This is a genomic window from Mesorhizobium sp. YL-MeA3-2017, assembly GCF_030814575.1.
Lineage (GTDB): Bacteria > Pseudomonadota > Alphaproteobacteria > Rhizobiales > Rhizobiaceae > Mesorhizobium > Mesorhizobium terrae.
Genome location: NZ_JAUSVH010000001.1, coordinates 5,431,592 through 5,458,172 on the forward strand (window position 1 = coordinate 5,431,592; position 26,581 = coordinate 5,458,172).

29 protein-coding genes are annotated in these 26,581 nt (G+C 62.5%); 17 read left to right on the top strand and 12 right to left on the bottom strand.

Annotation, left to right across the window (positions count from 1 at the left end; translation table 11 throughout):
* Positions 1-4 precede the first annotated feature (4 nt).
* Positions 5-556, top strand: a complete 552-nt coding sequence (locus QFZ88_RS25745) for a hypothetical protein (protein ID WP_307419718.1) — start codon at positions 5-7, stop codon at positions 554-556.
* 57 nt (positions 557-613) lie between these two features.
* Here the strand turns inward: QFZ88_RS25745 and queF are convergent, their stop codons facing one another.
* Positions 614-1,072, bottom strand: coding sequence for a preQ(1) synthase (queF, locus tag QFZ88_RS25750; RefSeq protein WP_024926125.1), 459 nt, complete (start codon positions 1,070-1,072; stop codon positions 614-616).
* Positions 1,073-1,132: 60 nt separating this feature from the next.
* On the opposite strand from queF, the gene QFZ88_RS25755 reads away from it, so the two are divergent.
* Positions 1,133-3,178 (top strand): NADH:flavin oxidoreductase, encoded by a 2,046-nt coding sequence (locus tag QFZ88_RS25755; RefSeq protein WP_024926126.1) that lies wholly within the window; start codon positions 1,133-1,135, stop codon positions 3,176-3,178.
* A gap of 12 nt (positions 3,179-3,190) precedes the next feature.
* Here the strand turns inward: QFZ88_RS25755 and QFZ88_RS25760 are convergent, their stop codons facing one another.
* Positions 3,191-4,291, bottom strand: a complete 1,101-nt coding sequence (locus tag QFZ88_RS25760) for a mandelate racemase/muconate lactonizing enzyme family protein (RefSeq protein WP_024926127.1) — start codon at positions 4,289-4,291, stop codon at positions 3,191-3,193.
* Between the two features lie 164 nt (positions 4,292-4,455).
* Here QFZ88_RS25760 and QFZ88_RS25765 point away from each other — a divergent pair, with 164 nt between their 5' ends.
* From QFZ88_RS25765 to QFZ88_RS25775, 3 genes are all read left to right on the top strand, one after another.
* Positions 4,456-5,643 (top strand): glycine C-acetyltransferase, encoded by a 1,188-nt coding sequence (locus QFZ88_RS25765; protein WP_024926128.1) that lies wholly within the window; start codon positions 4,456-4,458, stop codon positions 5,641-5,643.
* 11 nt (positions 5,644-5,654) lie between these two features.
* Positions 5,655-6,689: an L-threonine 3-dehydrogenase gene (gene tdh / locus QFZ88_RS25770; protein WP_024926129.1), complete on the top strand. Its 1,035-nt coding sequence runs from the start codon at positions 5,655-5,657 to the stop codon at positions 6,687-6,689.
* A gap of 153 nt (positions 6,690-6,842) precedes the next feature.
* Positions 6,843-7,346 carry an HPP family protein gene (locus tag QFZ88_RS25775; protein ID WP_024926130.1) on the top strand — a complete coding sequence of 168 codons (504 nt, stop codon included), beginning with the start codon at positions 6,843-6,845 and terminating at the stop codon, positions 7,344-7,346.
* Here the strand turns inward: QFZ88_RS25775 and QFZ88_RS25780 are convergent.
* The gene (locus tag QFZ88_RS25780) at positions 7,273-7,788 is read right to left on the bottom strand and encodes a MarR family winged helix-turn-helix transcriptional regulator (RefSeq protein ID WP_024926131.1); all 516 of its coding nucleotides are present in this window, start codon (positions 7,786-7,788) and stop codon (positions 7,273-7,275) included. The genes QFZ88_RS25775 and QFZ88_RS25780 overlap by 74 nt on opposite strands.
* A gap of 102 nt (positions 7,789-7,890) precedes the next feature.
* Here QFZ88_RS25780 and hmgA point away from each other — a divergent pair, with 102 nt between their 5' ends.
* Genes hmgA through QFZ88_RS25805 form a run of 5 tightly spaced genes read left to right on the top strand, consistent with a single transcriptional unit; the run spans position 7,891 to position 12,221 of the window.
* Complete coding sequence (gene hmgA / locus QFZ88_RS25785) at positions 7,891-9,204, top strand: homogentisate 1,2-dioxygenase (RefSeq protein WP_024926132.1); 1,314 nt, start codon at positions 7,891-7,893, stop codon at positions 9,202-9,204.
* A complete protein-coding gene (locus tag QFZ88_RS25790) occupies positions 9,201-10,100 on the top strand; it encodes an MBL fold metallo-hydrolase (RefSeq protein WP_024926133.1) in 900 nt (299 codons plus the stop codon). The genes hmgA and QFZ88_RS25790 overlap by 4 nt, the downstream gene beginning before the upstream one ends.
* The gene (locus tag QFZ88_RS25795) at positions 10,097-11,110 is read left to right on the top strand and encodes a fumarylacetoacetate hydrolase family protein (RefSeq protein ID WP_024926134.1); all 1,014 of its coding nucleotides are present in this window, start codon (positions 10,097-10,099) and stop codon (positions 11,108-11,110) included. The genes QFZ88_RS25790 and QFZ88_RS25795 overlap by 4 nt, the downstream gene beginning before the upstream one ends.
* A 13-nt stretch (positions 11,111-11,123) precedes the next feature.
* A complete protein-coding gene (locus tag QFZ88_RS25800; protein WP_024926135.1) occupies positions 11,124-11,672 on the top strand; it encodes a hypothetical protein in 549 nt (182 codons plus the stop codon).
* Between the two features lie 12 nt (positions 11,673-11,684).
* Positions 11,685-12,221 (top strand): DinB family protein, encoded by a 537-nt coding sequence (locus QFZ88_RS25805; RefSeq protein WP_024926136.1) that lies wholly within the window; start codon positions 11,685-11,687, stop codon positions 12,219-12,221.
* A 24-nt stretch (positions 12,222-12,245) separates the two neighbouring features.
* On the opposite strand, the gene hppD is transcribed toward QFZ88_RS25805, so the two are convergent.
* Complete coding sequence (gene hppD / locus QFZ88_RS25810) at positions 12,246-13,358, bottom strand: 4-hydroxyphenylpyruvate dioxygenase (RefSeq protein WP_024926137.1); 1,113 nt, start codon at positions 13,356-13,358, stop codon at positions 12,246-12,248.
* A 123-nt stretch (positions 13,359-13,481) separates the two neighbouring features.
* Between hppD and QFZ88_RS25815 the strand changes: the two genes are divergently transcribed.
* Complete coding sequence (locus tag QFZ88_RS25815; protein ID WP_373426413.1) at positions 13,482-13,964, top strand: Lrp/AsnC family transcriptional regulator; 483 nt, start codon at positions 13,482-13,484, stop codon at positions 13,962-13,964.
* Between the two features lie 12 nt (positions 13,965-13,976).
* Here QFZ88_RS25815 and QFZ88_RS25820 read toward each other — a convergent pair whose 3' ends face one another.
* On the bottom strand, positions 13,977-14,315 hold the full coding sequence (locus tag QFZ88_RS25820) for a TIGR01244 family sulfur transferase (protein ID WP_024926139.1): 339 nt from the start codon (positions 14,313-14,315) through the stop codon (positions 13,977-13,979).
* A gap of 131 nt (positions 14,316-14,446) precedes the next feature.
* Positions 14,447-15,448, bottom strand: coding sequence for an aldo/keto reductase (locus tag QFZ88_RS25825; RefSeq protein WP_024926140.1), 1,002 nt, complete (start codon positions 15,446-15,448; stop codon positions 14,447-14,449).
* A gap of 116 nt (positions 15,449-15,564) precedes the next feature.
* On the opposite strand from QFZ88_RS25825, the gene QFZ88_RS25830 reads away from it, so the two are divergent.
* Complete coding sequence (locus QFZ88_RS25830) at positions 15,565-16,461, top strand: LysR substrate-binding domain-containing protein (protein WP_024926141.1); 897 nt, start codon at positions 15,565-15,567, stop codon at positions 16,459-16,461.
* Between the two features lie 10 nt (positions 16,462-16,471).
* On the opposite strand, the gene aztD is transcribed toward QFZ88_RS25830, so the two are convergent.
* From aztD to aztA, 4 genes are all read right to left on the bottom strand, one after another.
* Positions 16,472-17,680, bottom strand: a complete 1,209-nt coding sequence (gene aztD / locus QFZ88_RS25835) for a zinc metallochaperone AztD (protein ID WP_024926142.1) — start codon at positions 17,678-17,680, stop codon at positions 16,472-16,474.
* Between the two features lie 131 nt (positions 17,681-17,811).
* Positions 17,812-18,759 carry a zinc ABC transporter substrate-binding protein AztC gene (gene aztC, locus QFZ88_RS25840; RefSeq protein WP_024926143.1) on the bottom strand — a complete coding sequence of 316 codons (948 nt, stop codon included), beginning with the start codon at positions 18,757-18,759 and terminating at the stop codon, positions 17,812-17,814.
* Positions 18,760-18,779: 20 nt separating this feature from the next.
* On the bottom strand, positions 18,780-19,655 hold the full coding sequence (gene aztB, locus QFZ88_RS25845) for a zinc ABC transporter permease AztB (RefSeq protein ID WP_024926144.1): 876 nt from the start codon (positions 19,653-19,655) through the stop codon (positions 18,780-18,782).
* Entirely contained in the window at positions 19,652-20,497 is an 846-nt protein-coding gene (aztA, locus tag QFZ88_RS25850; RefSeq protein WP_024926145.1) for a zinc ABC transporter ATP-binding protein AztA, read from the bottom strand. The genes aztB and aztA overlap by 4 nt, the downstream gene beginning before the upstream one ends.
* A gap of 249 nt (positions 20,498-20,746) precedes the next feature.
* Here aztA and QFZ88_RS25855 point away from each other — a divergent pair, with 249 nt between their 5' ends.
* Positions 20,747-21,088, top strand: a complete 342-nt coding sequence (locus QFZ88_RS25855; protein ID WP_024926146.1) for a RidA family protein — start codon at positions 20,747-20,749, stop codon at positions 21,086-21,088.
* Between the two features lie 15 nt (positions 21,089-21,103).
* Here QFZ88_RS25855 and QFZ88_RS25860 read toward each other — a convergent pair whose 3' ends face one another.
* Positions 21,104-22,138: an alpha/beta hydrolase gene (locus QFZ88_RS25860; protein WP_024926147.1), complete on the bottom strand. Its 1,035-nt coding sequence runs from the start codon at positions 22,136-22,138 to the stop codon at positions 21,104-21,106.
* A gap of 99 nt (positions 22,139-22,237) precedes the next feature.
* Positions 22,238-23,062, bottom strand: coding sequence for an SDR family NAD(P)-dependent oxidoreductase (locus QFZ88_RS25865; RefSeq protein WP_024926148.1), 825 nt, complete (start codon positions 23,060-23,062; stop codon positions 22,238-22,240).
* A gap of 216 nt (positions 23,063-23,278) precedes the next feature.
* Here QFZ88_RS25865 and QFZ88_RS25870 point away from each other — a divergent pair, with 216 nt between their 5' ends.
* From QFZ88_RS25870 to QFZ88_RS25885, 4 genes are read left to right on the top strand one after another with little or no spacing between them, the layout of a single operon-like run.
* Positions 23,279-24,313, top strand: coding sequence for a cysteine synthase A (locus QFZ88_RS25870; RefSeq protein ID WP_024926149.1), 1,035 nt, complete (start codon positions 23,279-23,281; stop codon positions 24,311-24,313).
* On the top strand, positions 24,313-25,056 hold the full coding sequence (locus QFZ88_RS25875; protein WP_024926150.1) for an alanyl-tRNA editing protein: 744 nt from the start codon (positions 24,313-24,315) through the stop codon (positions 25,054-25,056). Before QFZ88_RS25870 ends, QFZ88_RS25875 begins: the two co-directional genes overlap by 1 nt.
* A gap of 35 nt (positions 25,057-25,091) precedes the next feature.
* On the top strand, positions 25,092-25,946 hold the full coding sequence (gene sseA, locus QFZ88_RS25880; RefSeq protein WP_024926151.1) for a 3-mercaptopyruvate sulfurtransferase: 855 nt from the start codon (positions 25,092-25,094) through the stop codon (positions 25,944-25,946).
* Between the two features lie 5 nt (positions 25,947-25,951).
* Positions 25,952-26,512 (top strand): GNAT family N-acetyltransferase, encoded by a 561-nt coding sequence (locus QFZ88_RS25885; RefSeq protein ID WP_024926152.1) that lies wholly within the window; start codon positions 25,952-25,954, stop codon positions 26,510-26,512.
* Positions 26,513-26,581: the final 69 nt, after the last annotated feature.

The following is a 26,581-nucleotide window of genomic DNA, read 5'->3' on the forward strand; positions in this document are numbered from 1 at the left end:
GCCGGTGAACAGGATCGGTCGCTTGCTGGCCTGCATCGCGGTTGGAGCCTTCGCTGCCGGCCCGGGCGGCGCCGGCGCTGAAGGCTTGCTCGGCGCCAAGCCGCAGGCAGCGCCAGCTGCTCCGGCCCCGGACCAGCCGCCTGTCGCGTCCGGCCTGGCGACACCTGCCGCGGTCGGTTCGCCCTCTGCCGTGGTAAGGCCGTTTTATGCCGAGGGCGGTACCGATCTTGCCGTCGCCGACCGCAGCCGCTTCGTCGATCCGGCCAAAACCGTACTCGAAAAGAACGAGGCGCTGAAGAAATCCGGGCAGGGTGACTGCCTCGACCAGAACATGCCGCTCGACGAAGTTCCCTACGACAAGGCGGCGCTCGACAAGAGCTTCAAGTCGCTGGAATCGATCAACGGCGACGATGCTCGCGTCGTCGTGGCGTTTGTCGCGGGCAGTGACTCGCACAGGCTCGAGTGGAAGCTGAAAAAGGTCGGCGGCGAGTGGAAAATCACCGACCTTCTCTCCGTGACCGGAGAGTGGGCGCTCAGCCAGTATCAATGCGAATGATACGCAGATTCAAAGAGTTGGAGCGTCCTTTGCAAGTCCGAGCTAACGCGCGATGCTCTAACCGCGACCGCGATAGGGCGCCACGCCTGTATCGGGCAGCCATGCGCCTTTCGGCGGCTCGCCGGTCTGCCAGAAGACATCGATGGGGATGCCGCCGCGCGGATACCAATAACCGCCAATGCGCAGCCATAACGGGCTGGTTGCCTGCACAACGCGCCGCGCGATCATGACCGTGCAATCCTCGTGGAACGCACCGTGATTGCGGAAGGATGTCAGGAAAAGCTTCAGCGACTTGGATTCGACCAAAAGTGCATCAGGCGCATAGTCGATCACGATATGCGCGAAATCGGGCTGGCCGGTGACGGGGCACAGCGACGTGAATTCCGGACAGGTGAAGCGCACGATAGCCGGCGGGCCATCGCCACGGGTGAAGGGTACCGTTTCCAGGACCGCATGGTCGGGGCTGTCTGGCGTCTCGACCTTGGTGCCAAGCTGAGTCAGGCTTTCCGTCATCATGGGCAGTCTCCTTGGGGGCAGGCTCATCCACAGCCAGCATCGGTATAGAACAGGACAACGATGGCCAGCAACGATCCGCTCCTCCAGCCCTACCAGCTCAAACATCTGACGCTGAAGAATCGGGTGATGTCGACCAGCCATGAGCCGGCCTATTCCGAGGACGGCATGCCGAAGGAGCGCTACCGGCTCTACCATGCCGAAAAGGCCAGGGGCGGCATGGCGCTGACCATGACCGCGGGCTCGGCCATCGTTTCCCGCGACAGTCCGGCCGCATTCGGCAATTTGCATCTTTACGACGATGCCATCGTGCCCTGGCTCTCGGAGCTCGCCGAGGCCTGCCACGAGCACGACTGCAAGGTGATGATCCAGATCACCCATCTCGGCCGCCGCACCGGCTGGAACAAGGCCGACTGGCTGCCGGTGCTGTCCGCTTCGCCGGTGCGCGAGCCGGCGCACCGCGCCTTTCCCAAGGCCGCCGAGGACTGGGACATCGAGCGTATCGTCAAGGATTACGCGTCGGCGGCGCAGCGCTGTCACGCGGCCGGCCTCGACGGCATCGAATTCGAGGCCTACGGCCATCTGATCGACGGTTTCTGGTCGCCGGCAACCAACCATCGCGACGACGAATTCGGCGGCTCGCTCGACAACAGGCTGCGCTTCACCAACATGGTGCTCGACGCCGTGCGCGCGGCTGTCGGCGAGAAATTCGTCGTCGGCATCCGCATGGTGGCGGATGAGGATTTTGCCGCCGGTCTGTCGAAAGAGGAGGGCGTGGAGATCGCGCGGCGGCTGGCGAAATCCGGCAAGGTAGATTTCCTCAATATCATTCGCGGCTCAATCGAGACAGACGCCGCGCTCACCAAGGTCATCCCGGTGACCGGCATGCGGTCCTCGCCGCATCTTGATTTCGCCGGCGAGGTGCGGGCGGCGACCAAGTTCCCGACCTTCCACGCCGCGCGCATCCAGGATGTCGCGACAGCCCGCCACGCGATTGCCAGCGGCAAGCTGGACATGGTCGGCATGACCCGCGCCCATATCGCCGACCCGCATATCATGCGGAAGGTCATGGAAGGGCGTGAGCACGAGATCCGCCCCTGTGTCGGCGCCACATATTGCCTGGACCGCATCTATGAAGGCGGCGAGGCCCTGTGCGTCCACAATGCGGCGACGGGGCGCGAAGCGACGATCCCGCATGTCGTCGGCAATTCCGGTGGGCCCGAGAAACATGTCGTGGTCGTCGGCGCCGGTCCGGCGGGGCTTGAAGCGGCGCGTGTGGCGGGGGAGCGCGGCTACAGGGTAACCATGCTCGAAGCCGCCTCGCAGGCCGGCGGGCAGATTCGGTTGGCGGCACAGAACCCGCGCCGCAAGGAATTGATCGGCATCGTCGACTGGCGGCTTTCACAGTTGGAGCGGCTGGGTGTCGATATCCGCTACGATGCCTGGGCCGAAAAGGACGATGTTCTGGCGCTCGAACCGGACGTGGTCGTGGTCGCGACCGGCGGCATCCCGCAGAACCCGCCATTGGAGGCGGGCGACGCGTTGGTCACATCGAGCTGGGATATTCTTTCGGGGGCGGTCAAACCGGCGGAAAACGTCCTGCTTTACGACGACAATGGCGGTCATCAGGGCATGGGTGCGGCGGAGCTGATCGCCAATGCCGGTTCGAAGCTGGAACTCGTATCGCCCGAGCGGTTCTTCGCGCCGGAAATGGGTGGCCTCAACCATGTGCCCTATATGCGCGTCTTCCACGAGAAGGGTGTGACGGTGACCATAAACACCCGCGTTCGTGCGATACGGCGTGAAGGAAATCAACTGGTTGCGGAATTGCGCTCAGATTTTGCCGAAGGCTGGAAGGTTCAGCGTTTCGTCGACCAGGTCATTGTCGAGCATGGCACGGCGCCGCTCGACGAGCTCTATTGGGCACTGAAGCCGCTGTCGCGGAACGCCGGCGCCGTCGACTATGAAAGCCTGGTCGGCGGCGGCGACATTTTCCCGACACGCAACCCGAACGGTGCCTTCATTCTCTATCGGATCGGCGATGCCGTGGCTTCCCGCAACATCCACGCCGCCATCTATGACGGCATCCGCTTCGGTCTGCGCGTCTGAACCGCGTCGGGGTCAGCAGCGAAACAGTGGTTCGCCGAAGATCGTGGGGTCGACGTCGACGCCGAGCCCCGGGCGCCGCGGCGGCGACATCGCTCCGTCTGCGATAACGAAATCGGCCTTGCCATTGGCGACCGTCACCCAGTTGTGGAAGTCGACGGTATGCTGGCGCAGCAGTTGCGGCGTTGACAGCAGCAGGCCGCAATAAGCGGCCGTGTCGATCTGCGCGCCGCCGGTGTCCTCGATGGTGATCTTGAGATTGCGGGCGATGGCGATGTCGCGCAGCAGCTTGGCCTTGGTTAGCCCGCCGACACGGGCGAGCTTGATCGTGATGCCGTCCACGAGCCCGTCGCCGATGGCGCGCAGCAAGGCATCCGTGCCGTCGATGGTCTCGTCCAGCACCAGCGCCCGGTCACAGGCCGGGCGGATCGCGAGGTTCTCCTCATAGCTCGCGCAGGGCTGCTCCAGTGTGTAGTCGAGCGAGCGCGTCGCCTGCAGAAAGCGCCGGGTCTCGGCGGTGCCCCAGCTGCCATTGGCGTCGCAGAACAGCACCGTGCCGGAGGGGACTGCCGCACGCACCGCCTCCAGTCGCGCAATGTCGTCGTTGACGTCCAGCCCGACCTTCACCTGCAGCCGGCGATAACCTTCGACGATGTATTTCTTTGCCCGTGCCGCCATGACGTCCGGGCTTTCCTGTGCCAGCGAGCGATAGAGCGGCACGGTGGTGCCTTCCGCGCCACCCGTCATCGCGGCCAGCGAAAGGCCGCTGCGTTTGCCGGCAAGGTCCCACAGCGCCATGTCGATGGCCGCCTTGGCATAGGGGTGACCTTTCAGCAAAAGGTCCATGCGCCGGTTGATCGCCTCGATGCCGGCCGCGTCCTCGCCGATCAGGCGCGGCGTCAGTTCCCGCATCGCGGCGCGCGCGCCTTCGGCGAAAGCTGGATCGTAGAAGGAACCGAGCGGCGCCATCTCGCCATAGCCGCTGACACCATCCCGCGAGGCGATCTCGACGATGGTCGAATCGAAACCCTCGGCGCTGCGCCCGCCCGAACAACGATAGGTGCCGTCGCGAAATGGCTGCCATTGCTGGTAGACCGTGATGCTGGCAATGGTCATGGCGGCTCCTCGGGCGATTTTCGAAATGGTCTGTTCGAGTTGATGCTAGCGGCGGTAGGACACGTGCGCCGCGAGGGAAACGGCAGGTGCGCTGGTCGCTTTTGTGCTAGCTTCTCGGCGGCCGATCGCAGTATCCCTTGCCGCCTTAAAGGAGCCCACCGTTCATGAGCCAAAGCTTCCTCGCCCATCTCGACACGGAACTCACCGGCCTCAAGGCAACAGGCCTTTACAAGTCCGAGCGGGTGATTTCGTCGATGCAGTCGGCCGAGATCGAGGTGGGCGGCAACAAGGTGCTCAATTTCTGCGCCAACAACTATCTCGGCCTCGCCGACAGCGAGGAGTTGCGCGACGCGGCGGCCAAGGCGCTCGATCGCTACGGTTACGGCATGGCCTCGGTGCGCTTCATTTGCGGCACGCAGGAAGAACACAAGCAGCTCGAGGCAAGGATTTCCTCCTTCCTCGGGCTGGAGGACACCATCCTCTACGGATCCTGCTTCGACGCCAATGGCGGGCTGTTCGAAACGCTGCTTGGCGAAGAGGACGCGGTGATCTCGGACGCCTTGAACCATGCCTCGATCATCGATGGCGTGCGGCTCTCGAAGGCCAAGCGGTTTCGCTATGCAAACAATGACATGGCAGCACTTGAAGAAGAGTTGAAGAAAGCGGAGGGCAGTCGTTTCAAGCTGATCGCCACCGACGGCGTCTTCTCTATGGATGGCATCATCGCCAATTTGAAAGGCGTCTGCGATCTGGCGGAAAAATACGGCGCGATGGTGATGGTGGACGACAGCCATGCCGTCGGCTTCGTCGGCAAGCATGGCCGCGGCTCGGCCGAGCATTGCGGCGTCGAGGGCCGGGTGGACATCATCACCGGAACGCTCGGCAAGGCGCTGGGCGGCGCTTCCGGCGGCTATACGTCGGGCAAGCGGCAAGTGGTCGACTGGCTGCGCCAGCGCTCGCGGCCTTATCTCTTCTCCAACACTTTGATGCCGGCGATTGCGGCGGCTTCGCTCAAGGTGTTCGACCTTGTGGCGAATGGCGACGAACTGCGCGGAAAACTCTACGACAACGCCGCCCGGTTCCGCTCCGGCATGAGCAAGCTCGGCTTCACGCTTGCCGGCGCCGACCATCCCATCATTCCGGTGATGCTGGGCGACGCGGCGCTGGCGCAGCAGATGGCGGCCAAGATGCTGGAACGCGGTATCTACGTCATCGGCTTTGCGTTCCCGGTCGTACCCAAGGGCCAGGCACGTATCCGCACCCAGATGTCGGCCGCGCATTCCACCGCTGACATTGACCGCGCGGTTGCTGCGTTCGGGGAAGTGGGTAAGGAACTCGGCGTCATTTCCTGAGGAAGAACAGAATGTCCAACATGATGCGCGCGCTGGTGAAGGCCAAGGCCGAGCCTGGAATCTGGATGGAGCGCGTTCCAGTCCCCGAGATCGGCCCGAACGACGTGCTGATCAAGGTCAAGAAATCGGCCATCTGCGGCACGGACGTGCATATCTACAACTGGGATCAGTGGGCGCAGAAAACCGTGCCGGTGCCGATGGTGACCGGGCATGAATTCGTCGGCACGATCGCCGATGTCGGTTCGGCCGTGACCGAATATAAGGTCGGCCAGCGTGTGTCGGGCGAGGGGCATATCGTTTGCGGCCATTGCCGCAATTGTCGCGCGGGCCGGGGGCATCTGTGCCGCAACACGCTTGGCGTCGGCGTGAACCGGCCGGGTTCGTTCGGCGAATATGTCGCCATTCCGCAGCACAATGTCGTGCCGATCCCCGACGATATCCCGGACGAGATCGCGGCGATCTTCGATCCGCTGGGCAACGCGGTTCACACCGCGCTGTCCTTCGATCTGGTCGGCGAGGACGTGCTGGTTACCGGCGCCGGGCCGATCGGCATCATGGGCGCGCTGGTGGCGCAATGCGTCGGCGCGCGCAAGGTGGTCATCACCGACATCAACCCGGTGCGCCTGGCGCTGGCCAGGAAACTTGGCGTTCGCCACGTCGTCGACGCCTCGAAGGAAAAGCTGCGCGACGTGATGCGCGACGAGGGCATGACTGAAGGCTTCGATGTCGGGCTCGAAATGTCAGGCTCGGCGGTCGCCTTCCGCGACATGATCGACACGATGAACAATGGTGGCAAGATCGCTATTCTCGGCATTGCGCCGACCGGCTTCGAGATCGACTGGAACAAGGTCATCTTCAAGATGCTGCATCTCAAGGGCATCTACGGCCGCGAGATGTTCGAGACATGGTACAAGATGATCGCGCTGGTGCAGGGACCGCTGGATGTGAGTGGTCTGATCACCCACCGCATTGGCATTGATGACTACCAGGCCGGCTTCGATGCGATGCGCAGCGGCAATTCCGGCAAGGTGGTGATGGACTGGTAGGAAAAATATTTTCCTGCTGGTTGAATTTTTCGAATATTGTTTGTTGCCATGTCGCTGGCGGATTTGCTAATGCGAGCGACTTTTTGTGCAAGCGCTTAGCCTCGAGAACCAGAACCGGTTTTCGAGGCGGTGGTCAAGAGCCGGAATTCCGCAATGCGCCGCCATATCCGCTCCTTCACCGCGCGCCATGAGCCGTCCGGGCAGGTTCTTTCGCATGCCAAGTCGGGGCTTGGCGCGGTTGTCGGCATCGGAGCGGTCGGTGGTCTCGCGGCGCTGACAAACATGCCGCTGCTGTTGGCGCCGCTCGGCGCTTCGGCCGTGCTGATCTTCGGTCAACCGGCGAGTCCGCTGGCGCAGCCAGCCAATGTTTTCGGCGGCTATCTCCTGGCGACGATTGTCGGCGTGGCGGCAGCGCTGACCTTTCCGGGCATGTGGCAGGTTGCGGCGCTGGCCGTTGGCCTTGCAATAGCGCTCATGCTGATGTTTCGCGTCACGCATCCGCCCGCCGGCGCGGTGCCGCTGGTGGCGCTCGCCGCGCCTCTGCAGAGCGGCTCGCTGTTTTTCACGATCCTGATCGGCTCGATCAGCCTGGTTGGCCTCGGCGTCGTGCACCACCGGCTACCACCGCGCTTCCACTATCCACGCCGGTTGGACTGACGGCGAACGCCGCCTCGATGGCATCCAGCGCCGTCTCCAGCGCTACGCGATCCTGATTTGCGATCCGTTCCAGCAACTCCCGTTCGAACGCCTTCGCCAACGGCACCATGTCGCGATAAGCGGCCAATCCCGCCTTGGTCAGTGTCAGATGCTCGATGCGCCGGTCCTTTTCGTCCGGCGTGCGGGTAAGCCAGCGACGTTTCTCCAGTTCAGCAACGGCGCGCGACACCTTGGTCTTGTGCATCGACGACTGCTCGCCAAGCGCTGTCGCCGTCATCGAGCCGTGTTGGCCGAGCCCGGCTAGCGTGCGCCATTCGGGACGGGTGAGGCCAAGCCGGTCCTTGTAGACCCTGGCGAACTCGCGGCTGACCAGATCGGCCAGATGGTAAAGCCGGTAGGGCAGGAAGCTTTCCAGCTCGAGAGTGTTTTCCGGTGTTGCCATGATGCCCGTTCCGGTCGAGCTTGGATGCTGGGAGATGTCGTTGATAGTTACATTTTCGATGGTTACAGATGTAACCAGTTTGGTCAATCCGGGGAGGATGCGATGGCCTTTTCCTACATGCCGGGCTTCGGCAACGATTTCGAGACCGAGACGCTTCCGGGCTCGCTGCCCCAAGGTCGAAATTCGCCGCAGCGGCCAGCCTACGGGCTTTATGCCGAGCAGCTCTCGGGTTCGCCCTTCACAGCGCCGCGTGGCACCAACGAGCGTTCCTGGCTCTACCGCATCCGGCCGAGCGTCAAGCACACCGGCCGCTTCAAGGGCGTGAACTACCCGCTCTGGAAGACGGCGCCGAATGTCGGCGATCACGAACTGGCGCTTGGCCAGTATCGCTGGAACCCGACGCCGATGCCGAAGGAGCCGACCGATTTCATCGCCGGCATGCACACCATGACGACGGCGGGCGACGCGTTGGGCCAGAGCGGCATGGCCGCCCATGTCTACGTCGCCAACAAATCCATGGTGGACGACCATTTCTTCAACGCCGATGCCGAGATGCTGATCGTACCGCAGGTCGGCCGGCTGAACTTTGTCACCGAAATGGGCGTTATCGAAATGCGGCCGGGCGAAATCTGCGTCCTGCCGCGCGGCCTCGTCTTCAAGGTCGAACTGATCGATGCCGAGGTGCGTGGTTATGTCTGCGAGAACTACGGCGCCAAGTTCACCATGCCCGATCGTGGGCCGATCGGCGCCAACTGCCTGGCCAATCCGCGCGACTTCAAGACGCCTTGCGCCTGGTTCGAGGAGAAGGAGACGCCATGCCGGCTGATCGTGAAATGGTGCGGCTCCTTCCACATCACCGAGCTCGATCATTCGCCGCTCGACGTGGTCGCGTGGCATGGTAACTACGCACCGTATAAATATGATCTGGCTACGTTTTCTCCAGTCGGCGCTATTCTTTTCGATCATCCCGACCCGTCGATTTTCACCGTGCTGACCGCCCCGTCCGGCGAGGAAGGCACGGCCAATGTTGACTTCGTCATCTTCCCGCCGCGCTGGCTGGTGGCCGAAAACACCTTCCGTCCCCCATGGTACCATCGCAACATCATGAGCGAATTCATGGGCCTCATCCACGGCCAGTACGACGCCAAGGAAGAAGGTTTCGTGCCGGGCGGCATGAGCCTGCACAACATGATGTTGGCGCATGGGCCTGACGCGCCGGGTTTCGAAAAGGCTTCGAAAGTGGAACTGAAGCCGGTGAAGCTCGACAACACCATGGCCTTCATGTTCGAGACGCGCTTCCCGCAGATGCTCACCCGCCACGGTGCCGAGCTGCCGACCCTGCAGCAGGACTATATCGACTGCTGGAAGGATCTGAAAAAACGCTTCAACGGCACGCCGGAGGGCGACTGGTCTTGAACGTGGGGCAGCGGAAAGGCCGGCTGGTCCTCCTCGGGTCCAAGGGCGGGCCGGCATTGCGACCCGGCGGCCCGTGGCCGACATCGTCTTTGCTTGAATTGGGCGGTCGCTCGATCGTCGTCGATTGCGGGCTGGGCGTGGCACGCGGCCTGACCGATGCGGGCCTTGGTCTCAAGACGCTCGATCTCATTTTCATCACCCATTTGCATTCCGATCACTATCTGGAACTCGGGCCGCTTTTGCACACCGCATGGACGGCCGGTCTCGCCACGCCGGTCACGGTCTTCGGTCCGGTCGGCATCGGACGCTACTGGCGGCTGTTTTGCGACGCGATGGCCTTCGACATCGATATCCGTATCGAGGATGAAGGCAGGCCCGATCTGCGCGCGCTCGTGTGCGTCGAGGAATTTGCCGAGGGGCGTGTTTTCGAAACGGACGGATTGCTGGTTACGGCCATGCGCGTCGACCACCCGCCACTGGTCGATTGCTTTGCGCTGCGCTTCGAAGGCGAGGGGCGCGGCATCGTCTTCTCCGCCGACACTGCCTGTTTCCCGCCGCTCGCCGATTTCGCAAGGGGCGCCGATATTCTCGTGCATGAAGCGATGCTGGAGGCCGGCGTCGACCGCCTCGTGGCGCGCACGGGCAATGGTGCGAGGCTGAAGCAGCATCTTCTGGCCAGCCACACATTCGCCGAGGACGCAGGCCGCATTGCTACAGCGGCAAATGTCGGTCGCCTCGTGGTCAACCACCTGATCCCGGCCGACGATCCCGCCATTGGCGAGGCCGACTGGGTGGCCGCCGTCAGGAAAACATGGGCGGGCGACTTGACGATCGCGCGTGACGGGCTTGTTGTGGGGTTGGGCGCCGGAAGTGCGTCGGGAGAGGAGATTGCATGAAGCTTGCCACATTGAAGGACGGGTCGCGCAACGGAAAACTGGTTGTCGTGTCCCGCAACCTGACGCGTTTCACCGATGCCTCGTTTCTCGCGCCGACCCTGCAGGCCGCACTCGACGACTGGCGTCGCATCGCGCCGCATCTGTCGGCACTGGCGGAAACGCTGGAACACGGCTCCGTCCCATCCGAGCGCTTTCACGAGCATGACGCGCATTCGCCGCTGCCGCGTGCCTATCAATGGGCGGACGGCTCGGCCTATGTCAATCATGTCGAGCTTGTGCGCAAGGCACGTAATGCCGAGATGCCGGCCAGCTTCTGGACCGACCCGCTGATGTATCAGGGCGGCTCGGACGCCTTCATCGCGCCGCGCGATCCGATCCGCATTGCCGACGAGGCCTGGGGCATCGACCTCGAGGCCGAAGTCGCCGTCATGGTGGATGACGTCCCGATGGGGGCAAGCAAGGACGAGGCGCGCAACGCGATCCGCCTCATCATGCTGGTCAATGACGTGACGCTGCGTGGGCTCACCGCCCCGGAACTCGCCAAGGGGTTCGGTTTCTTCCAGTCGAAGCCTTCGTCGGCCTTTTCGCCGGTGGCGGTCACCCCCGACGAACTCGGTGGAGCGTGGGACGGCGGCAAGTTGCATCTGCCGCTGTGCGTCGATCTCAACGGCAAGCCGTTCGGCCGCGCCGATGCCGGCGTCGACATGACCTTCGATTTCCCGGCACTGATCGCGCACGCAGCCAAGACCCGCCCGCTTTCGGCGGGCACCATCATCGGCTCGGGCACAGTTTCCAACAAGAAGGATGGCGGCCCGGGCAGGCCCGTTGCTGACGGCGGCGCCGGCTATTCCTGCATTGCCGAGCAGCGTATGATCGAAACCATCGAGAGCGGCGAGCCCAAAACCCCGTTCCTGCGTTTCGGCGACACGGTGCGCATCGAGATGAAGGACAAGGCCGGACATTCGATCTTCGGCGCGATCGAGCAGAAGGTGGAAAAATACGAGAATTGACGGGGGCGGTGAATTGGTAGAATCCGAGGACGATTCCGCAAGAACCTACCTGGCTACAACCGCCTTCCTGAATGTCTTTTGTGTCGTCTTCATCCCGGCGGGGCTGTTTTTTGCGCACGCCGGGCTCGTGGCGAGGTGCGTCTCCTTCTTGGCTTTTGCAGCCTTTTCTACATTCAGCCTTTTTGTGCTTGTACGCAATTTCCTCAAGGAGGGGCGCCGCCGGCTCTCGGTATTTGCCGCTGCCAGTTTTATCGCCATGGTCATCATTGGTTGGCTTTGTATTTGGCCAAGCGTGCCCAGAACGTGGGCGGTAATCCAAGCCTATAACTTCATCGAACCGGCGTTGAGTTTTGTAGCCAAACAGCACAACCGAGCGTTGGATAGGCTTGTGGGGTACTTATTCCTGACTTCCGCTGTCATTGGCTATTTGCTCTTGTTTCTTCCCATAATGCTTGCCGCCATCGCCAACCAGCAATGGTCAGAGACGAAATCTACCCTCTCAGCGCGCTTGAAGATCATTGGTGTGGTTTTGGGTAACTCAACCAAGCGTGGTGGGATGTAGCGGAACGTGGCAATGAATCTACTCGACCATTTCCGTCGCATGGCCGCCAACAATCTCTGGTCCAATGACCGGCTCTACCGAGCGGTGACGGCGCTGAAGCCGGGAGAATTCGACGCCATGCGCGCCGGCTTCTTCCCGTCGATCAAGGCGACGCTCAACCACATTCTTTCGGTCGATCTCTATTATCTCGATATGGTCGAGGAGGGCGGTGTTGGCTTGGCCGTCTTCGATGCCTGGACGGATTTCGAGGACCCCGCTAAGTTGGCGGCTGTACAGGCCGAGGCCGACCGACGGCTGATCGTCTTTTGCAACGAGTTGAACAAGTCTGGCCTTGAACGCCGCGTGCCGACCGACCGTGGCGATGACGGCATCATCCCGGAGCGCATCGGCGACCTGCTGGCGCATCTGTTCCTGCACCAGATCCACCATCGCGGGCAGGTGCATGCCATGCTGTCGAGCACTTCGGTCAAGCCGCCGCAGCTCGATGAGTTCCTGCTCGACTTCGATATCAAGCTCAGGAAAAGGGAGGTCGAGCGCTTGAAACTCTGATCCGCTCGACCTCGTTGTTTCGGACTATTCGGCCGCCTGAACCTTCAGCACGCCGCGCTTGATCTGGTCCTGCTCGATCGATTCGAACAACGCGCGGAAATTGCCCTCGCCGAAACCTTCATCGCCCTTCCTCTGGATGAATTCGAAGAAGATCGGGCCGATCACGGTCTTGGAAAAGATCTGCAGCAGGATCTTGGTCATGCCGCCGTTCACCACGCCTTCGCCGTCGATCAGGATGCCGTGTTTCTTCATGCGCTCGATCGGCTCGTCATGGCCGTTCACGCGCGCATGAGACATGTCGTAATAGGTCTCCGGCGGACCGGGCATGAACTTCAGCCCGTTGGCGGCCAGCTTGTCGGTGCCGGCATAGATGTCGTCGGTGCCGACCGCGATGTGCTGGATGCCTTCGCCGTTGTACTTCTTGAGATATTCGGCGATCTGGCTGGTGTCGTCCTTAGATTCATTCAGCGGGATGCGGATCTTGCCGCAGGGCGAGGTGATCGCACGGCTGACCAGGCCGGTGATGCGGCCGTCAATGTCGAAGAAATGGATCTGCGTGAAGCCGAACAGGTCGCGGTAGAAATCCCACCACTTGTCCATGTTGCCGCGGTAGACGTTGTGGGTGAGGTGGTCGAGGAAATAGAAGCCGACGCCAGCCGGCTTCGGGTCCTTCTCGCCAAGCCAGTCGAATTCCGCATCATAGGTCGAGCCCTTGGCGCCATATTTTTCGACAAAATAGAGCATGGAACCGCCGATGCCGACGATGGCCGGCACGTTGAGCGTCTTGTCGTTGCCTTCATAAGGCGTGGCGCCTTTGGAAAGGGCGTGCTCGAAGGCATGCTTGGCATCGACTACGCGCCACGCCATCGACGGCGCGCATGGGCCGTGTTGGTCGACGAAGCGCATGGCGTGCGAGCCGGGCTCCGCATTGAGGATGTAGTTGATGTCGCCCTGGCGCCAGACCGAGATCTTCTTGGTCTTGTGCCTGGCGACTTCGCTGTAGCCCATGCGGGTGAACAGCTCGACGAGCTTTTCGGGCTCCGGATGGGCGAATTCGACGAATTCGAAACCGTCGGTACCGGCGGGATTGGCTTCGCTGATGGTGGCGGGTGGGGCGTCGTGCGGGAAGGGACCCATGGCATATCCTCCGGTTCGTCTCGACCCCTTTGGGGTCAGCTGCACCAATTATAGTGCCGGCGGCCCGCACGGTGCTTGCATTCACGCGCTTCAGGCGCGCATTATGTGCGCACTTCGTGCATGATGGTGGCAAAAATGGCGTCAGATACGCGCATCGATCAATTTGACCGCAAGATATTGGCTCTTTTGCAAGCCGACGCGCGGCTCACTAACAACGACCTGTCGGAGCGGGTGAATCTTTCGGCGTCGCAATGTTCGCGTCGTCGCCAGCGGTTGGAAGAGGAGGGTTACATCCGTAACTACCGGGCCGTGCTCGACCGCGACAGGCTGGGTTTTTCACTGGTCAATGTGATCACGGTGACGCTGGCCACGCACAATCGCGACAATGCCCGTCGCTTCGCCGAACTGATCATGCGTTTGCCGGAAGTGCAGGAAGCGCACGCGCTGACCGGCGAGATGGATTATATCCTCAAGGTGGTCACGCCCGACCTGAAATCGCTATCGGAATTCGTCAACAACGAACTGCTGCCGCACGAATCCGTGCAGCATGTAAAGACGGCGATTGTGCTGGAAACACTGAAGGAGAACGGCGCTCTGCCGATCTAGGAGAGTGCCGGGTCAGCCCTTCATCTGTTGTATCGCTGCGTAGAGATTGGTGCAGCGGGTGCCGGAGCGACAATAGGCGAAGACCGGGCGGGGCAGGGCGTCCAGCGCCTCGGCCTGCTCCTCCACATTCTGCATGGTCATCTGGCCGCTGACAACCGGCACCCAGCGGAACTCCAGTCCGGCGGCCTCGACCGCCGTCTTGATCGTGTCGGCGCTCGGCTGGCCAGGATCTTCATTGTCGGGTCGGTTGCAGATCACGCTCTTGAAACCGGCTGCCTTGATGGCCGCCACGTCTTCGACGCTGATCTGCGGCGAGACGGCATAGTTGTCAGCGATCTGGCGGATGTTCATGGGACTGCTCCGGGGAGGAATGGCATGTTTGCCCTGTCATGCCATTCCGCGCGGGCGGTCGCAAGCTTGGCCCGTTATGATAGCGACCGACGTCCCGCAGGGCATCGGTGCCTGGTTCGGATCGGAACAGCTCAGGCCGCGCGTTCGCTGTCCAATGACGCCATCTGAAGTTCGTTGTAGCGCGAGCCGGCCGCGGCGCCCTTGGGGGCTGCCTGTTCGATCGCCGCGATATCGGCCGCCGTGAGTGTGAAATCGAGCGCGCCAAGTGCCTCGGTCAACCGGTCGCGACGGCGCGCGCCGATCAATGGCACGATGTCGTCGCCTTTTGCCAACACCCAGGCGATGGCGATCTGCGCCACGCTGGCGTTCCTGCTTTCGGCGACCTGGCGCAGCGCCTCGACAAGGACGAGATTGCGGTCGAGATTGTCGCCCTGGAAGCGCGGACTGCGGTTGCGGAAGTCGGCGCCGGTCATGGTTTTCGTCTTGTCCCAATGGCCGCTAATCAACCCGCGCGACAGCACTCCATAGGCGGTGACGCCGATGCCAAGTTCGCGGCAGGTGTCGAGGATGCCGTCCTCGATGCCACGTGACAGCAGCGAATATTCGATCTGCAGATCGACGATGGGATGCACCGCCGCCGCGCGGCGGATCGTTTCCGAGCCGACTTCCGACAGGCCGATATGCTTGACGTAGCCGTCCTTCACCAGGTCGGCGATGGCGCCAATCGTTTCCTCGATCGGCACATTCGGGTCCAGCCGCGCCGGGCGGTAGATATCGATCGCCTCGACGCCGAGCCGCTTCAGACTATAGGCGGCGGCCGTCTTCACCGCTTGGGGGCGGGCATCGTAGCCCAACCAGTTTCCATCTGGACCGCGCTGCGCGCCGAACTTGACGCTGACCCTCACGGGGCCGGCGCTGCGTGTGGCGAGCGCTTCGCCGATCAGCATTTCATTGTGGCCCATGCCGTAGAAGTCGCCGGTGTCGAGCAAGGTGATGCCGGCGTCCAGCGCTGCATGCAACGTTGCCAGGCTCTCGGTGCGATCGGCCGGACCATACATGTCGGACATACCCATGCAGCCGAGCCCAAGGCTCGATACGACAAGTCCGTTCTTTCCCAGTGTGCGTTCGCGCATGGTGTCTTCCTTTCGCGGTTGATGGCTTTCGATTGAGCCTTGTCCGCAAAGATGGCACATGCTGAACTGTGCGATAAGATGGGCTTTTCAAAACGGACTATGCGGAAATTCGTACAATGCCTGTTGATATGAATCTGCTTGCGGCCTTTGCCGCGGTTGCCCGCCGCCGCAGCTTCCGTGCTGCAGCCGTGGAACGCGGCGTGTCGCCCTCAACGCTCAGCCAGCAGGTGCGTGACCTCGAGGCTGCGCTCGATTTGCGCTTGCTGAACCGCACGACGCGCAGCGTTGCGCCAACCGAGGCGGGCATGCGTCTGCTTGAAAGGCTGACGCCGGCGCTTGCCGACATCGCTTCCGTCGTGGATCATTTGCAGGCTGAAGGCGACACGCCAAGCGGCACTTTGCGCATCAACGCACCGCAGCCGGCGATCGACCTGGTGCTGGCGCCGCTCATCGGTCCGTTTCTCGCCGCGTGCCCGCGCGTGCGGCTGGAGATCATAGCCGAGACGGCTTTTATCGATATCGTGGCGGCCGGTTTCGACGCAGGCGTACGCTGGGGAGAAAGCCTTGCCCAGGATATGATCGCCGTGCCGCTCGGCCCGCAGCAGCGCTATGTCGTCGTGGCTGCTCCCTCTGTCGTTGCGGCCGGTTCGCCGATCCTGCAGCCGCGCGACCTGTTGGGCCGCCCTTGCATTCGCACGCAGTTTCCGAGCGGCATGAAGGTGGCCTGGGAATTCGAGCGCGACGGCGTTTTCGAAAAGATCGATCCGGACGGGTCGCTCGTTTCCACCAACATCGTCGCGCAGCTGCGCGCCTGCCTCGACGGTGTCGGCTTCTGCGCGACGTTCGAGGACTATGTGCGGGAGGACATCGCCGCCGGGCGGCTGGTCAGTGTGCTGGACGACTGGCTGCCACCATTTCCGGGGCCGTATCTTTATTATCCCGGTCGGCGTCACGTGCCGGCGCCGCTGCGCGCCTTCGTCGATTTCGTCAGGCGGCAGCGGCGCGGTGGCTAGCCTTGGGAGGCTATTCGGTGGCGTGCGCTTCGCCGGAACCGCCGACCGCCACAATATTGAAGGGCTTGCCGGCGAGCGGGATGTCGCCTGTCCTGGCAAAACTCGTCGCGTCGACCAGATGGAGCAGGCCTTTCAACGGATCGGTGACGACGATGCGGTCGCCGGCAACGGCGATGCGTGGGCGCGGGTCGCTCCAGTGGCCGTCCATCGAATAGGGGTCGGTTACCTTCACCGATTGCGCGATCTTACCGGCGATGATGTCGACCTGGTGCAACTGACCGTCCTCGGTGAACACGTGAGCAAAGCGCGGTCTTAAGGGATCGACCGCGAAATGCACGCGGCGGGTCGGCAGGTCGATCAGGCGGAACGCGTCCTTCGCGGAAGGGTCGACGAGCAACAGCCTGTCGGCGCCATAATTGCCGAGGAAATATTGCAGTCCCTTGCCGCCGAGCAGCGTCGTCGCTTTGCCGGCGGGGAGGCCGGCTGGATAAGGCACATGCTCGATGCCGGGGCCGCTTTCGCCATCGCGGACGAGTAACAGGCCGGTGGCGCAGGCAAAGGCCATCAGTTTGCCGGATGTCGCTTCGCCATGCAGGTCGGGGCAGGCGTGCACGTCGCCGACCTGCTTGCCCTCGGCATCGACCGCCCGGATGCCGACCGGCAGTTCGTCCGGTTTTTCCTTGTTGGGCTGCGATAGAAGCGCAAAGTCACCATAAGTGGCGGCAACGCCATGATGCGGGGCATCGGTCTTTACCGCCCGAAGCGGCGTCCCATCTTGGAGCGCTGCTTTCTCGTCGAGGATGCGAGCCGTGCCTTCGCCGTCGAAGAACAGAGTGAATTCGCCACGGTGTTCGACGAAGTGCGACGGCTTCGGCCCCTTGATTTCGACACCGGTCAACTTGGGCGCGGTGACCTCGATATCGCCGTGGTCGCCATGGTCGTCAAAGGTGACGCCGGTGGAAACGACCGAGACTGTGTCAGCCTTGCCTTGGACCGCGAAGACCGTCCGGCCGCTGGCGCTGCGATAGAGCGAGGCCGGCCCCTTGAGCGGTAGCGTGTCGAGTTTATTGCCGCTGATGGCATCGATGATGGTGATGATCGGTTCGGCGTGGTCCGAGACGAACAGGCGCCAGACGGTCTTTTCAGCAGCAAGGGAGGGGAGTGTAGCAACGCTGGCGAGAAGGGCGGCGATCGCAGTCGCCACGGCAAAGCGCTTCATAAAGCTCTCCATGTAACGTTATCTAATTACAAATGATTGAGTAAAAAAGGCGGAGAAATTGCCCTCCGCCTCGGGATGGTGCCGTGGCCGCTCGAAGCGACCACCTGGACGCCGATAATCTGGCGGACAGCTCAGCTGCCGAGAATGGCGCCTTTGATCTGCTTGATGTTGTTACGCATCAAATCGACGTAAGTCGCTGCAGGAGCATCCGTTTTCGACAGCGCGTCGGAATACAGCGTTCCACCGACCTTGATGCCTGTTTCGGACGAGATCTGTTCGATCAGGCGCGGATTGGTGATGTTTTCGACGAAGATCGCCGCCGCCTTGTCCTGTTTAACCTGCGTGACCAGCTTGGCGACATCTGCCGCCGACGGTTCTGCTTCGGTCGAAAGCCCTTGCGGGGCGAGGAAGGTCAACCCGTATTCATGTTCGAAATAGCCGAAGGCGTCGTGGGAGGTGATGACGACGCGCTTTTCCGACGGGATGGCGTTGATCGCCTCGCGCACTTCCTTGTCCAGCGCCTCGAGTTTCTCGGTATAGGCGGCGGCATTGGCCTTGTAGCTGTCGCAACCGGCACTGTCGGCGGCGCAGAACGCGTCCGCGATATTTTTCACGTAGATCTTGGCGTTGGGAACCGACTGGAAAGCGTGTGGATCGGTGGAGCCGTGGTCGTGGCCTTCGTGGCTGTTACCGCCTTCGGTGCTCTCGGCCTCGGCGAATTCCGGCTTGAACTCGATCGGCGTGACGCCCTTGGTCAATTCGACGATGGCGGCCTTGCTGGCGCTGGCCTCCACCAGACGCTGCAGGAAACCCTCGAAATGCAGGCCATTCACCAGCACCACCTTGGCCGAGGCCATCGAAACGGCATCGGCCGGGCTTGGCTCATAGACATGCGCGTCGCCATCCGGCCCGACGAGCGTCGTCACCGCAACCCGATCGCCACCGACGTTCTTGGCGAAGTCGCCGATGATCGAGAAACTGGCCACGACCTTCAGCGGTTCGGCAAAGGCAGTCGACGCAGTGATGGACATTAATGTTATAACGATCAATGTCAGCGCGCGACGGATCGATTTCAGCATTGCTGAATTCCTTTCAATGGTTAGGCGGTTCTGTGGCGGTGATGGACGAGGCGCGAACGCAGCACGCCGCGCGATCCGGCCAGGATGGAAAGCATGTAGGCTGCCCCGGCCGACAGGATGATGGCCGGACCGGACGGCAGCGCCGCGTGGTAGGACAGAAGCAGGCCGGCGACACAGGACGCGAAGCCGATCATCACGGCAAGCACGCACATCGGCCCGACGCGCTGGCTCCAGAAACGGGCGGCGGCCGCGGGCAGGATCATCAGTCCGACCGAGAGCAGGGTACCCAGAGCCTGGAAACCGCCTACGAGATTAAGCACGACCAGCCCCAGAAAGATGAAATGCACGGGGCTACCAAGCCGGCTCACGGAGCGCAGGAACAGCGGGTCGAGGCATTCGGCGACCAATGCACGCCACAAGACGGTTAGCGCCGCGAGCGTGACGACGGCAATGCCGCCGATCAACACCAGTGCCTCGTTGTTGAGCGCAAGCACCGTGCCGAACAGCACATGCATGAGGTCGACACTGGAACCGCGGATCGAAACCATCAGCACGCCGATCGCCAGCGAGATCAGGTAAAAGGCGGCCATCGAGGCGTCTTCACGCTGGATGGAAAAGCGCGAGACAGCGCCGGCGCCGAGGGCAACGACGACACCGGCGATCAGGCCGCCGATCGTCATCGGCAGAATTTCCAGCCCATAGAACAGGAAGCCGGCGGCTGCGCCCGGCAGAATGGCGTGGGCCATCGCGTCGCCGGAAAGGCTCATGCGCCGCAACATCAGGAAGACGCCGACCGGGCAGGCGCCGAGCGACAGCATCAACGAACCGGCCAGCGCCCTTTGCATGAAGGCGAAATCGGCGAACGGAGCGACGAAGAAAGCATACAGCGCGCTCACGATGCCGCCCTCTGCCTGGCCGTATGTGCGTGATGGTCGTGCCCATGATGGTCGTGTCCGTGCTCATGATCGTCATGCGCATGGTCATGGCGGTGATCGTGGATCTGGCCATCCGGCTCGCACCAGGGCGCGTCGTCCTCCCAGGCCTCGTGGAAACGGCGGGCGCGCAGCATATTCTCGGCGTTGAGAGCCGTGGCAGTCGCGCCCCAGGCCACGGTACGGCGGGCCAGCAGCAGCGTCTCGGGAAAATTCTGGCGCACCAGTTCAAGGTCGTGCGCAACGACCATCACCGTTCTATCCTCGCCGTGCCAGCGCTTGATCAGCGCGATCAGGTCGCCGACGGTCTTGGCGTCGATGGCGTTAAATGGCTCGTCGAGCAGGATCAGGTCGGCATCCTGCACCAGCACGCGGGCGAACAGGGTGCGCTGCAACTGGCCCCCGGAAAGCGTGTCGAGCGCGCGCTTTTCAAAGCCTTCGAGCCCGACGGCCATCAACGCCTCGCTGACGGTGGCGCGGTCCTGCGCCGTAAGCCGGCCAAGCAGCCCGCGTCGTGGCCACAGGCCGAGCGAGACCAGGTCAACCACCCGCGCCGGAAAGCTGCGGTCGAGTTCCGATTGCTGTGGCAGATAGGCGATGCGCATGCCGGGCATCTTGACGACACCGCCCGCCATCGGCCGCAGCACCCCGACAATGCCCTTCATGAGCGTGGATTTGCCGGAGCCATTGGCACCGACGATCGCAGTCAGCGAACCCTTCTCGACCGTGCCATTCAGATGATGGATGGCCGGGTGGCTGCCATAGCCCAGGGTAAGGTCGCGGAAGGAAAGGGCGGCTCGGCTCATGGCAGTCGGTGACTCACTGTGTGTGAAGGTCGTATGTTATGTTATTACATGTGTCAACACAGCTGGCGAGAAAAGACGTCCTGTCCCGCGAAACTTTCATGAACCCGTGCGCGGGAATGCCCATCGGCTCTGGCGCTATGGCAGCGGCGGGCGACCGATTGCACCTGTGGCGGGATTCGGCGGCCACGACCTTGTCGGCAAGCAAGACGCTCTCTAAAGAGGCCTTTCCACTCACGAAAGGATATGTCCATGAGCGTTCGTCGCATCGATGTCGGCCCCCGCATGAGCCAGGTGGTCATCCACGGCAACACCGCCTATCTCGCCGGTCAGGTCGGCGAGGGCAAGACCGTCGGCGAGCAGACCAAGGACATTCTGGCGACGGTCGATGCGCTGCTTGCCAAGGCCGGCACCGACAAGACCAAGATCTTGCAGGCGATCATCTGGCTCTCCGACATGAGCACCTTCGCCGAAATGAACAAGGAATGGGACGTCTGGGTGCCGCAGGGCCACACTCCGGCACGCGCCACCGGCGAGGCCAAGCTGGCCGGTCCGGAATATCTCGTCGAGATCATCATCACCGCCGCCATCTGAGGCAGCGATCGAGATCTAGCTTTTTGGAGCGCCGGTCGTCGCCGGCGCTCCATTTTTATGTGCCGCGGTTGGCGTGTCGGCGGTCAGCGCTCTGACCCAGACCACGATACGCTGCGCCAGGAAGTTCGTGGTCGAAGGCGAAAGCGCATCGCCGGCAATGACGTGATTGTCGGGATCGCCGGAGCCGTCCACCGGCACCTCCTCGTGCGGGCCGCCCCAGCGGGCGGCGATTTCCTTGGTGCGATCGGGGCGCACGACCTTGTCGTCGTTGGAAAAGATGAACAGAGCCGGGATGGTGGCCTTTTCGACCGGTGCCTCATAGGCAAGCTTGGCCAATGCCGCCATCGGCAGGGTCGCTGCCATCGGATATCGCCAGGTCCAGAACTTTTCCTGCAGCGCGCCGCGCGGCTTGAATGAGCGCTCCTTGCCGGCAATCAGTTCGGCAAGCTGCTTGCCCCACGGCCAGGTAAGGATCTGCGCGCCCGATGCCTGCACGCCGTAGTTCGGCGAGATCATCGCAATCGCCTCGACATCTTTCGAGGCGTTCGGCTGCGTTGCCGCCCATGTCGCCAGCGATCCGCCCGTTGAGGTGGCGATGACGATCACCTTGTCGCCAATGGCACGGCCTATGGCGAGCGCCTCCTCATAATCGTTGATCCATGCGTTGACGCTGCCGTCGGCCATCGCCGCGCCGTCCTGACCGTGGCCGGTCAGCCGCGTATAGAAGAGATTGGCGTCGAGTTCTTCCGCGACCTTGTCGGCGAGTGGTCGTGTCTCGCCCTTCGAGGCCGAGAAGCCGTGAATATAGACGATGGCGACCGGCGTTTTGGCGTGGATCATCGGGTCGGCCCAGACGATCTCCTTTTCGAGCCCGTCGCGAATGTTGGGCACCTTGGCTTCCTCGCGGGCGAGGTAGCCCAGCGGATCGTCGCCGATCTTCGATGCGTCGAAATGCATGGTGGTGTCGACGGGAACGCGCGGTCCTAGCAAAGCCATCAGGGCGATCAGGACCACCAGACCGAGGAACATCACCGCAATACATCGCCCCATGCCGAACTCCAGACAGATCAACGCAAAGTATTGCGGCGGCTTGCAACAGGCAACGGGTCGGCTTCTTTGGGTACGGGGTCGCTTGCCGTATGGCTGGCGCTAGATCGGCTGCCTTGGCTTGCGGCCGAAGCTGAGTGGCCTGTCGCCCCATCCGGTCATGCGGTTGAGGAACCAGTGGCGAAGCGGGTGCGGCAGCATGCCGAGCACCTTCAACCACAAGGTAAAGCGGCGAGGGAAGGTGATTTCGAAACCGCCGTTCTGGATGCCACGCATCATCTTGTCCGCAGCGCAGGCCGAAGAAATCAGCGCCGGCAGCCGCACCCCGTTCTTCTGGGTCATCGGCGTGTCGATGAAGCCGGGGTTCATCACCTGGATACGGATGTTCAGCTTGTCGAGATCGAATTTCAGCGACTGCGCCATGATGTTGATGGCCGCCTTGGTGGCGCCATAGGCGGCGGTCGTCGGCCAGCCGAAATAGGCGCTGATCGAACCCACCATCACGATGTGTCCGCGGCCGTGCCTGCGCATGAATTTTACCACGGGAACCAGCCCGTGAACGATGCCCATCACGTTCACATCGTAAGTGCGGCGGAATTTCCGGACCGACAGGTTGTCGCCCGCCACCTGCGTGTAGCTGCCTGCATTGAAGATCGCGAGCGCTATCGGTCCGATTTCGGCTTCGATGGTGGCCACCGTGTCGGCCATGCCCAATTCGTCGGTAACATCGCAGGGATAAGCGACGATCCGGCCGGGCAGGCTGGCCACCTCGGCGATCAACAGGTCAATGGGATCTTCCTCGCGCGCGGTGATCGCCACGGTGAAGCCCTTTGCCGCCAACTCCTTGGCAAGTTCCCTGCCAATGCCGGAACTACCACCGGTGATCCAGGCAACGCCGTCTTTCGGGCTGGCCCGATAGAGTGTCATACAGTGTCTCGAAAGCTCCCTCGTCTCGTGATCTAACGGGGCGGAAGTCGAAAGAAAAGCCTGTTCTTGGATCCTCACCATATTAGTCTCGGCTGACATTGCACTCCATGCGACGGCGTCGCTTGCCGCGAATGCGACTGGTCCAGGTTAAATCCAGCCTTGAAAGGGCGAGCCGGCATTTCTAGGGTCTGCCTGCAGACACGAGAAGGATTCCTCATGCACCGTTCGGTGATCGACGCCATCGGCAACACGCCACTGATCCGGCTCAAGCGCGCCTCGGAAGAAACGGGCTGCGAGATTCTGGGCAAGGCCGAGTTCATGAATCCCGGCCAGTCGGTCAAGGACAGGGCTGGTCTGTTCATCATTCGCGATGCAGAGCAGCGTGGTCTGTTGAAACCGGGTGGCGTGATCGTCGAGGGCACCGCCGGCAATACGGGCATCGGCCTGACCCTGGTTGCGAAGGCGCTTGGCTACCGTACGGTCATTGTCATTCCGGACACCCAGAGCCAGGAGAAGAAGGACACGATCCGGCTACTGGGCGCCGAGTTGATCGAAGTTCCGGCGGTTCCCTACAAAAACCCCAACAACTATGTGAAACTGTCCGGGCGTCTGGCCGAACAGATGGCGCGGAGCGAAGCGAACGGTGCCATCTGGGCCAACCAGTTCGACAATGTCGCCAACCGCGACGGCCATATCCGCACGACGGCAGAGGAGATCTGGGCGCAGACTGGCGGCAAGGTTGACGGTTTCGTATCGGCTGTCGGCTCGGGTGGCACGCTGGCCGGTGTCGCGGCCGGATTGAAAGCCAAGAGCCGGGACGTCAAGATCGCGCTCGCCGATCCGCTCGGCGCCGCACTGCACTCCTTCTACACCAGCGGTGAATTGAAGGCTGATGGAAGCTCGATCACGGAAGGCATCGGCCAGGGACGCATCACCGCCAATCTTGACGGCTTCGCTCCGGACTTTTCCTTCCAGGTGCCCGACGAGGAAGCGCTTCCGATCGTTTTCGACTTGATCCAGGAAGAGGGTCTGTGCCTTGGCGGCTCGACCGGCATCAACATTGCCGGCGCCATCCGCCTTGCCCGCGAATTGGGGCCCGGCCACACCATTGTGACGATCCTGTGCGATTACGGCACGCGCTATCAGTCGAAATTGTTCAATCCGGCCTTCTTGCGCACCAAGAACCTGCCGGTGCCGGGCTGGATGGAAGGCACAAGCACCATTTCGGTGCCGTTCGAGAAGGTGGCGTGATGGCCGGCAAGACCGAAACGCTGTTTCGCGACGATTCCTACCTGAAAACGACGGAAGCGACGGTCGTCGCCATCAACGAGCGGGGCGGGATCATCCTCGACCGTACCGTGTTCTACGCGACCTCCGGCGGCCAGCCGGGCGATACCGGCCATATCGAGCTGGCCAATGGCGACCGCATCGAAGTCGCGGCGACGGTGACGGGCGAGACCAAGGACGAGATTATTCACGTTCCGGGGGCAGGGCAGCCAGTACCCTCAGTGGGTGAGAAGGTGAAAGCCTCGATCGACTGGCAGCGCCGCTACCTTTTGATGCGCATGCACACCGCCTGCCATCTGCTGAGCGTCGTTTGCCCGTTTCCTATTACCGGAGCTTCGGTCGCCGAAGACGATTCCCGCGTCGATTTCGATCTCCCCGATACCGGTTACTCCAAGGAGGAAGTGACGGCGCGGCTGATGGAACTCGTGCGGGCCGATCATCCTGTCTCCATCGAGTGGATCACCGACGAGGATTTGGCCGCCAATCCCAGTCTCGTCAAATCGAAGAATGTGCGTCCGCCGACCGGTACCGGGCGCATCCGTCTGGTTCTGATCGGCGAAAACGCGTCCGTGGACAGTCAGCCTTGCGGTGGCACCCACGTCGCCCGCACCGGCGAGGTTGGCGAGATCCATATCGGCAAGATCGAGAAGAAGGGGCGCGAGAACCGCCGCTTCCGTATCCGTTTCGGAGCGATGCCCGCGGCCTGACGGCGCGGCGACAGCGAAAGATCAGGGAGAACAGCATGGCCGAGGACAGTCCTTTCACCGTCGATGCCGACTGGCTTGAGCAGCGGCTCGGCCAGCCCGGCCTGTCGATCGTCGACGCCTCCTGGTATCTGCCGGCGCAGAAGCGTGATGCGCGCAAGGAATACGATGCCGCGCACATTCCCGGCGCCGTATTCCTTGACCATGACGCTGTTTCCGACCGGAATTCGCCGTTGCCGCACACGCTGGCTGCGCCGCGCGACTTCGCCCAATATGTCGGCAGCATGGGCATCTCCGCCGACGACACCATCGTCGTCTATGACGGGCCTGGTTTCTTCTCGGCGCCGCGCGCCTGGTGGATGTTTCGCGTCATGGGCGTGTTCCAGACCTATATTCTGGACGGCGGTTTCGATCACTGGAAGGCTGCCGGGCGCCCTGTGACCGCGGAGCCGACCAAGACCGCGCCGGGTATTTTCCATGCTGACTTCGATGCCGCCCGGGTAGCGTCCCTGGCTGACATGCGCCGCATGGTGGCAAGCGGAGAGAGCCAGATCGCGGACGCCCGTTCGCCCGGTCGTTTTGCCGGCGCCGAGCCGGAGCCGCGCGCTGGCGTGCGCGCTGGCCATATGCCGGGCGCCCACAACGTTCCCTACAATCGCCTGTCGGAGAACGGCATGCTGTTGCCGAAGTCCACGCTGCGCGAAGTCATCGAGGATGCTGGCATTGACCTCTCGAAGCCGGTTGTTACATCCTGCGGCTCCGGTATTACCGCGGCCGTGATAACGCTGGCACTGGAGACGCTCGGCCACACCGACAACCGGCTCTATGACGGTTCCTGGACCGAATGGGGCGGGCTGGCGGACACGCCGGTGGTCACGGGCAAGGAGCGCTGATTGTAATGAGCGCCGATGCGCTGGAGCGGATAGACGTCACGGTAACGTTCCTCGAGATGGATACGCCGCCGGCATATTATCCATCCTTGCCCTACAACCGGCAGATCGCGCTGCTGAAGACACGGGCCATCCCGCTGCATTTCTATCGCTATCTGCAGGATCGCGTCGGCCGCAAATGGCAGTGGGTCAATGTGCTGAGGCTGAATGACGAGGAACTCTCGGCCGGACTTCATCGCGAAGATCGCGACATCCGCGTGCTTTATGTCGACGGTGCGCCGGCGGGCTTCTTCGACATCAAGCCGCATCTGCCCGACGAAGTCGAATTGGCCTATTTCGGCATGATGGAACACGCGACGGGGCAGGGCATCGGCCGCTGGTTTCTCGGGGCGGCGATCGAGGCTTGCTGGTCGCACAAGCCGAGGCGGGTCACCGTGCAGACCTGCACGCTCGACCATCCCGCCGCGCTGTCGCTCTATCAGAAACTCGGCTTCCGGCCGGTCGCGCAGAAAAAAGAGGTTGTTGTCCCGCTGTCTTTTGCCGATCGCTCGGCCAGCGTCATGCGTTAGGCACTCCTGAACGATCCATTCATGCCGGCTTCAGCTTGGCTCCGCCATGGTGCGGTCGACATCAATCCG

Bases quoted from the DNA above. Each gene is read 5' to 3' on its own strand.
- QFZ88_RS25795 (WP_024926134.1), top strand. From the start codon at position 10,097: ATGAAGCTTGCCACATTGAAGGACGGGTCGCGCAACGGAAAACTGGTT.
- QFZ88_RS25870 (WP_024926149.1), top strand. From the start codon at position 23,279: ATGCACCGTTCGGTGATCGACGCCATCGGCAACACGCCACTGATCCGG.
- aztA (WP_024926145.1), bottom strand. From the start codon at position 20,497: ATGAGCCGAGCCGCCCTTTCCTTCCGCGACCTTACCCTGGGCTATGGC.
- QFZ88_RS25815 (WP_373426413.1), top strand. From the start codon at position 13,482: ATGGTGGCAAAAATGGCGTCAGATACGCGCATCGATCAATTTGACCGC.
- QFZ88_RS25755 (WP_024926126.1), top strand. From the start codon at position 1,133: ATGGCCAGCAACGATCCGCTCCTCCAGCCCTACCAGCTCAAACATCTG.
- QFZ88_RS25775 (WP_024926130.1), top strand. From the start codon at position 6,843: ATGCGCCGCCATATCCGCTCCTTCACCGCGCGCCATGAGCCGTCCGGG.
- QFZ88_RS25875 (WP_024926150.1), top strand. From the start codon at position 24,313: ATGGCCGGCAAGACCGAAACGCTGTTTCGCGACGATTCCTACCTGAAA.
- QFZ88_RS25805 (WP_024926136.1), top strand. From the start codon at position 11,685: ATGAATCTACTCGACCATTTCCGTCGCATGGCCGCCAACAATCTCTGG.
- aztD (WP_024926142.1), bottom strand. From the start codon at position 17,680: ATGAAGCGCTTTGCCGTGGCGACTGCGATCGCCGCCCTTCTCGCCAGC.
- hppD (WP_024926137.1), bottom strand. From the start codon at position 13,358: ATGGGTCCCTTCCCGCACGACGCCCCACCCGCCACCATCAGCGAAGCC.
- QFZ88_RS25885 (WP_024926152.1), top strand. From the start codon at position 25,952: ATGAGCGCCGATGCGCTGGAGCGGATAGACGTCACGGTAACGTTCCTC.
- QFZ88_RS25780 (WP_024926131.1), bottom strand. From the start codon at position 7,788: ATGGCAACACCGGAAAACACTCTCGAGCTGGAAAGCTTCCTGCCCTAC.
- sseA (WP_024926151.1), top strand. From the start codon at position 25,092: ATGGCCGAGGACAGTCCTTTCACCGTCGATGCCGACTGGCTTGAGCAG.
- QFZ88_RS25760 (WP_024926127.1), bottom strand. From the start codon at position 4,291: ATGACCATTGCCAGCATCACGGTCTACCAGCAATGGCAGCCATTTCGC.
- QFZ88_RS25825 (WP_024926140.1), bottom strand. From the start codon at position 15,448: ATGCGCGAACGCACACTGGGAAAGAACGGACTTGTCGTATCGAGCCTT.
- QFZ88_RS25860 (WP_024926147.1), bottom strand. From the start codon at position 22,138: ATGGGGCGATGTATTGCGGTGATGTTCCTCGGTCTGGTGGTCCTGATC.
- queF (WP_024926125.1), bottom strand. From the start codon at position 1,072: ATGATGACGGAAAGCCTGACTCAGCTTGGCACCAAGGTCGAGACGCCA.
- aztC (WP_024926143.1), bottom strand. From the start codon at position 18,759: ATGCTGAAATCGATCCGTCGCGCGCTGACATTGATCGTTATAACATTA.
- QFZ88_RS25830 (WP_024926141.1), top strand. From the start codon at position 15,565: ATGCCTGTTGATATGAATCTGCTTGCGGCCTTTGCCGCGGTTGCCCGC.
- QFZ88_RS25865 (WP_024926148.1), bottom strand. From the start codon at position 23,062: ATGACACTCTATCGGGCCAGCCCGAAAGACGGCGTTGCCTGGATCACC.
- QFZ88_RS25765 (WP_024926128.1), top strand. From the start codon at position 4,456: ATGAGCCAAAGCTTCCTCGCCCATCTCGACACGGAACTCACCGGCCTC.
- QFZ88_RS25855 (WP_024926146.1), top strand. From the start codon at position 20,747: ATGAGCGTTCGTCGCATCGATGTCGGCCCCCGCATGAGCCAGGTGGTC.
- tdh (WP_024926129.1), top strand. From the start codon at position 5,655: ATGTCCAACATGATGCGCGCGCTGGTGAAGGCCAAGGCCGAGCCTGGA.
- QFZ88_RS25820 (WP_024926139.1), bottom strand. From the start codon at position 14,315: ATGAACATCCGCCAGATCGCTGACAACTATGCCGTCTCGCCGCAGATC.
- hmgA (WP_024926132.1), top strand. From the start codon at position 7,891: ATGGCCTTTTCCTACATGCCGGGCTTCGGCAACGATTTCGAGACCGAG.